Here is a 4,347-nt window from a genome sequence, read left to right on the forward strand (position 1 = left end):
CGTCCGGGTGGCGGCGGCGGTTTCGCCGGTCGTCCCGGTGGCGGTGGCTTCGGCGGTGGCCCGGGCGGCGGTGGCCGTCCCGGCTTCGGTGGCCGTCCCGGCGGTCCCGGTGGCCGCGGTGGCACGCAGGGCGCCTTCGGCCGTCCCGGCGGTCCCGCGCGTCGTGGCCGCAAGTCGAAGCGGCAGCGTCGCCAGGAGTACGAGGCGATGCAGGCCCCGAGCGTCGGCGGCGTGATGCTGCCGCGCGGCAACGGCGAGACCATCCGTCTCTCCCGCGGCGCGTCGCTCACCGACTTCGCGGAGAAGATCAACGCCAACCCGGCGTCCCTCGTCGCGGTCATGATGAACCTCGGCGAGATGGTCACCGCGACGCAGTCCGTCTCCGACGAGACCCTTCAGCTCCTCGCCGGCGAGATGAACTACACGGTTCAGATCGTCAGCCCGGAGGAGGAGGACCGCGAGCTGCTCGAGTCCTTCGACATCGAGTTCGGCGAGGACGAGGGCTCCGAGGAGGACCTGGTCGTCCGTCCGCCGGTGGTGACCGTCATGGGTCACGTCGACCACGGCAAGACCCGCCTGCTCGACGCGATCCGCAAGACGAACGTCATCGCGGGCGAGGCCGGCGGCATCACCCAGCACATCGGTGCCTACCAGGTCACGACCGAGGTCAACGGCGAGGACCGGGCGATCACCTTCATCGACACCCCGGGTCACGAGGCGTTCACCGCCATGCGTGCCCGCGGTGCCAAGTCGACGGACATCGCCATCCTGGTCGTCGCTGCCAACGACGGCGTCATGCCGCAGACGGTCGAGGCCCTGAACCACGCCAAGGCGGCCGACGTGCCGATCGTGGTCGCGGTCAACAAGATCGACGTCGAGGGCGCGGACCCGACCAAGGTGCGCGGTCAGCTGACCGAGTACGGCCTGGTGGCCGAGGAGTACGGCGGCGACACCATGTTCGTCGACATCTCCGCCAAGCAGGGCCTGCACATCGACAGACTCCTCGAGGCCGTCGTCCTCACCGCGGACGCGGCGCTGGACCTGCGTGCGAACCCCAACCAGGACGCACAGGGCATCGCGATCGAGTCCCGCCTGGACCGCGGCCGTGGTGCCGTGGCGACGGTCCTGGTCCAGCGAGGCACGCTGCGGGTCGGCGACACGATGGTGGTCGGCGACGCGTACGGCCGCGTCCGGGCCATGCTCGACGACAGCGGTGCGAACGTGACGGAGGCCGGGCCGGCCATGCCGGTGCAGGTCCTGGGTCTGACCAACGTCCCGGGCGCCGGCGACAACTTCCTCGTGGTCGAGGAGGACCGTACGGCCCGCCAGATCGCGGAGAAGCGCGCCGCCCGTGAGCGCAACGCCGCGTTCGCCAAGCGCACGCGCCGCGTGTCGCTGGAGGACCTGGACAAGGTGCTCAAGGCCGGCGAGGTCCAGCAGCTGAACCTGATCATCAAGGGTGACGCTTCCGGTTCCGTCGAGGCCCTCGAGTCCTCGCTGCTCCAGCTGGACGTCGGCGAAGAGGTCGACATCCGTGTCCTGCACCGCGGCGTCGGTGCGGTCACGGAGTCCGACATCGACCTGGCCATGGGGTCCGATGCCATCGTCATCGGCTTCAACGTCCGGGCTGCCGGGCGTGCCCAGCAGATGGCGGAGCGCGAGGGCGTGGACGTCCGGTACTACTCGGTCATCTACCAGGCGATCGAGGAGATCGAGGCGGCCCTCAAGGGCATGCTCAAGCCGGAGTTCGAGGAGGTCGAGCTCGGTACGGCGGAGATCCGCGAGGTCTTCAAGTCGTCCAAGCTGGGCAACATCGCCGGTGTCCTCATCCGGTCCGGCGAGGTGCGCCGCAACACCAAGGCCCGCCTGCTGCGCGACGGCAAGGTGGTCGCGGAGAACCTCACCATCGAGGGCCTGCGTCGCTTCAAGGACGACGTCACCGAGATCCGCGAAGGGTTCGAGGGCGGTATCAACCTCGGCAACTTCAACGACATCAAGGTCGACGACGTCATCGCGACGTACGAGATGCGCGAGAAGCCGCGGGCGTAACGGCCGACGGTTCGTGCTGGCCGACGGGACTGCGGTCCTGTCGGCCAGCACGCTGTTCCCGGGGCCTGTGCCCCGGGCCCCGGCGCGGCCGAGGCAGGGAAAACCCGGTCGAGTCACCGTCCGCCAGGCGGTAACGTGGCTGCCAGGCCATCGATCCCGTACCGGCGGGTAAACCCGGCACACAACATGTACGTGGGGACTCTGTCCTTCGATCTCCTCCTCGGCGACGTCCACTCGCTGAAGGAGAAGCGCTCCGTCGTCCGCCCGATCGTCGCCGAACTCCAGCGGAAGTACGCCGTGAGCGCGGCCGAGGTGGACCACATGGACCTCCACCGGCGAGCGATCATCGGCCTCGCCGTGGTCTCCGGAGACGCGGTGCACCTCACCGACGTACTGGACCGGTGCGAACGGCTGGTCGCCGCCCGTCCCGAGGTGGAGCTGCTGTCCGTACGACGGCGCTTCCACGGCGACGACGACTGACGACCGGACCACAGAACCAAGAAGAAGAAAGAACGGGAGCTGGACCAGTGGCCGACAACGCGCGGGCGAAAAGGCTGGCGGACCTCATCCGAGAGGTGGTGGCCCAGAAGCTGCAGCGCGGGATCAAGGACCCGCGGCTCGGCTCGCACGTCACCATCACGGACACCCGGGTCACGGGTGACCTGCGGGAGGCGACCGTCTTCTACACGGTCTACGGGGACGAGGAGGAGCGCAAGGCCGCCGCGGCGGGTCTGGAGAGCGCCAAGGGCATCCTGCGCTCCGAGGTCGGCCGTGCGGCCGGGGTGAAGTTCACGCCGACCCTGGCCTTCGTCGCGGACGCGCTGCCGGACACCGCCCGGACCATCGAGGACCTCCTCGACAAGGCGCGGCAGTCCGACGAGAAGGTGCGCGAGGCGGCCACGGGCGCCACGTACGCCGGCGAGGCGGACCCCTACCGGAAGCCGGCGGACGACGAGACGGACGGCGACGCCGCGGAATGACCCAGAAGCACACCACGCCCGACGGCCTCGTCATCGTCGACAAGCCGTCGGGCTTCACTTCGCACGACGTGGTCGCCAAGATGCGCGGGATCGCCAGAACCCGCCGTGTCGGCCACGCCGGCACCCTCGACCCGATGGCGACCGGCGTCCTGGTCCTCGGCGTCGAGCGGGCCACCAAGCTCCTCGGGCACCTCGCCCTCACGGAGAAGGAGTACCTGGGCACCGTTCGCCTGGGCCAGAACAGCGTCACCGACGACGCCGAGGGCGAGATCACCTCGGCCACCGACGCCTCCCGGGTGAGCCGGGACGCCATCGACGCCGGCATCGCCAAGCTGACCGGTGACATCATGCAGGTCCCGTCCAAGGTCAGCGCCATCAAGATCAACGGTGTCCGCTCCTACAAGCGGGCCCGCGAGGGCGAGGACTTCGAACTGCCCGCCCGGCCGGTGACCATCTCCTCCTTCACCGTGTACGACGTGCGGGACGCCGTCGCCGCCGACGGCACACCGGTGCTCGACCTGGTGGTGTCCGTGGTCTGCTCCTCCGGCACCTACATCCGCGCCCTCGCCCGCGACCTGGGCGCCGACCTGGGCGTCGGCGGCCACCTGACCGCGCTGCGCCGCACGCGCGTCGGGCCGTACAAGCTGGACGCGGCCAAGACGCTGGACCAGCTCCAGCAGGAGCTGACGGTGATGCCGATCGCCGAGGCCGCCGCGGCCGCGTTCCCGCGCTGGGAGGTCGACCCCAGGCGGGCCCGGCTGCTGGTGAACGGGGTCCGGCTGGAGATGCCCGACGAGTACACGGGCGCCGGTCCCGTCGCCGTGTTCGACCCCGACGGCCGCTTCGTCGCGCTGGTCGAGCAGCACCAGGGCAAGGCCAGGAGCCTGGCCGTCTTCGGCTGACCCACCCCCGTCGGGCGCTGCCCGTGGAGCGGCGGCCGGCCACGGGGTATGTGCCCCTGCCGCCGCTCCACGGCCCCCCTCGGTTCCCCCACCCCTAGGGTTATCCACCCGCTCCCGCCTATTCACCCGACCGTGCAGGCGCTCGGAGTGAACCGGGGGAGTGGAAGGGGGCGCGTTCGCCACGCGATCTGTCCCGTCGATCATCGCGCGCCTACCGTCAAGGACAGGGCACGCGGGTACGGCGGGGAGGTGCGGCCATGGCGGGACGGGGCCCGCGCACAGGAGTCGGGCGCCGGGTGACGGCGTACTGCAGGGGAGAGACGGCGTACGGCACCGGGGCGTCCCCGTACGGCCGGGGTGGGCCGGCACAGGCGACGACCCACGGCACCGGCACCCACCGGCGGCCGGACGCGACC

4 protein-coding genes are annotated in these 4,347 nt (G+C 70.8%); all 4 read left to right on the plus strand.

Features of this window, described 5'->3' with window-relative positions; genetic code table 11:
• Positions 1-2,049: translation initiation factor IF-2 (infB, locus tag ACLU3S_RS36030; protein WP_413956190.1), on the plus strand; the 2,049-nt coding region annotated here is incomplete at its 5' end.
• Between the two features lie 186 nt (positions 2,050-2,235).
• A complete protein-coding gene (locus ACLU3S_RS36035; protein WP_413956191.1) occupies positions 2,236-2,529 on the plus strand; it encodes a DUF503 domain-containing protein in 294 nt (97 codons plus the stop codon).
• Positions 2,530-2,576: 47 nt separating this feature from the next.
• Positions 2,577-3,029: a 30S ribosome-binding factor RbfA gene (rbfA, locus tag ACLU3S_RS36040; protein WP_413956192.1), complete on the plus strand. Its 453-nt coding sequence runs from the start codon at positions 2,577-2,579 to the stop codon at positions 3,027-3,029.
• Positions 3,026-3,931 (plus strand): tRNA pseudouridine(55) synthase TruB, encoded by a 906-nt coding sequence (gene truB, locus ACLU3S_RS36045; RefSeq protein ID WP_413956193.1) that lies wholly within the window; start codon positions 3,026-3,028, stop codon positions 3,929-3,931. Before rbfA ends, truB begins: the two co-directional genes overlap by 4 nt.
• Positions 3,932-4,347: the final 416 nt, after the last annotated feature.

This window comes from Streptomyces sp. AF1A (assembly GCF_047340315.1).
GTDB lineage: Bacteria > Actinomycetota > Actinomycetes > Streptomycetales > Streptomycetaceae > Streptomyces.

Excerpts from the sequence above, each read along its gene's own strand:
- ACLU3S_RS36035 (WP_413956191.1), top strand. The coding sequence starts at position 2,236 with ATGTACGTGGGGACTCTGTCCTTCGATCTCCTCCTCGGCGACGTCCAC.
- truB (WP_413956193.1), top strand. The coding sequence starts at position 3,026 with ATGACCCAGAAGCACACCACGCCCGACGGCCTCGTCATCGTCGACAAG.